Raw genomic sequence first — 407 nt, forward strand, 5'->3', positions numbered from 1 at the left:
GGCAACGACAATTAGTGATGCCCCTGATGGTTTTATAAAAATTAAAGCGAAAAATAAAGGAACAGCTGATATTCCGGTTAAAGACAGTAATGACGAAGTTACTATACTGAAATCAAAAGATTTTTCTGTAATAAATGAAGTTGTCAATAAAGTATACCTCCAGTTTTACGGAACTTCCCTGCCTACAGAGGATAAACAAACCAGCGAATTCAAAGATACTCTCCATCCTAAAGTAATAATACTCGTTGATGGTGTAAAACAGGAAGAAATCACGCCTGATGAACAAGGGAATTGGCGTTCAGGTAAGGAATATTATGCAAGAAGGGGAGTGTATATTTTTACTATCCATGAAACTTCTGATAATAAATATTATCAGGCACGGAAAGATAAAGTACTGGAATGTACAG

At 35.4% G+C, this 407-nt stretch carries 1 pseudogene; it reads left to right on the plus strand.

Features of this window, described 5'->3' with window-relative positions:
• A pseudogene (locus tag Xinn_RS22360) lies at positions 1 to 407 on the plus strand (hypothetical protein); the annotation flags it as partial.

The organism is Xenorhabdus innexi, assembly GCF_002632485.1.
Taxonomy (GTDB): Bacteria; Pseudomonadota; Gammaproteobacteria; order Enterobacterales; family Enterobacteriaceae; genus Xenorhabdus; species Xenorhabdus innexi.